General features: G+C 71.3%; 1 protein-coding gene. It reads right to left on the reverse strand.

From position 1 onward, the window contains the following. A partial coding sequence (locus A5636_RS04975) for an HNH endonuclease signature motif containing protein (RefSeq protein WP_155763599.1) occupies window positions 1-506 on the reverse strand: 506 nt, incomplete at both ends.

Raw genomic sequence — 506 nt, forward strand, 5'->3', positions numbered from 1 at the left:
GGAGTGAGAGGTTGGCCGTCGTCGTCGGTGACTAGGAGTTGGTGGGCGGTTCCGGTGATGGTGATCAGGCCGCGGTGGTGGGCCCGGTGGTGGTAGGGGCAGAGCAGGACCAGGTTGTCCAGGTCGGTGGGGCCGCCGTTTTCCCAATGGGTGATGTGGTGGGCGTGCAGACCGCGGGTGGCCGCACAGCCCGGGACTGCGCAGCGGCCGTGTTGGCGGTGTTCGAGGGCGCGGCGGAGTCGGCGGCTGATCTCGCGGGTGCTGCGTCCGGCGCCGAGGGGTTGGCCGTCGCGGTGAAACCACACCTCAAAGGTGGCATCGCAGGTCAGGTATTGGCGTTCGGCTTTGGTGAGCAGCGGACCCAGGTGCAGGGCGGCGGCGCGTTGGGCCAGGTCGAGGTGGACGAGGACGGTGGTGTGCTGGCCGTGGGGGCGGCGGGCCACCTCGGTGTCCCAGCCGGCCTCGATCAGGGCCAGGAACGCGTCGGCGGTGCCCGGCAGCGGCGG

It is taken from the genome of Mycobacterium asiaticum (assembly GCF_001673315.1).
Taxonomy (GTDB): domain Bacteria; phylum Actinomycetota; class Actinomycetes; order Mycobacteriales; family Mycobacteriaceae; genus Mycobacterium; species Mycobacterium asiaticum_B.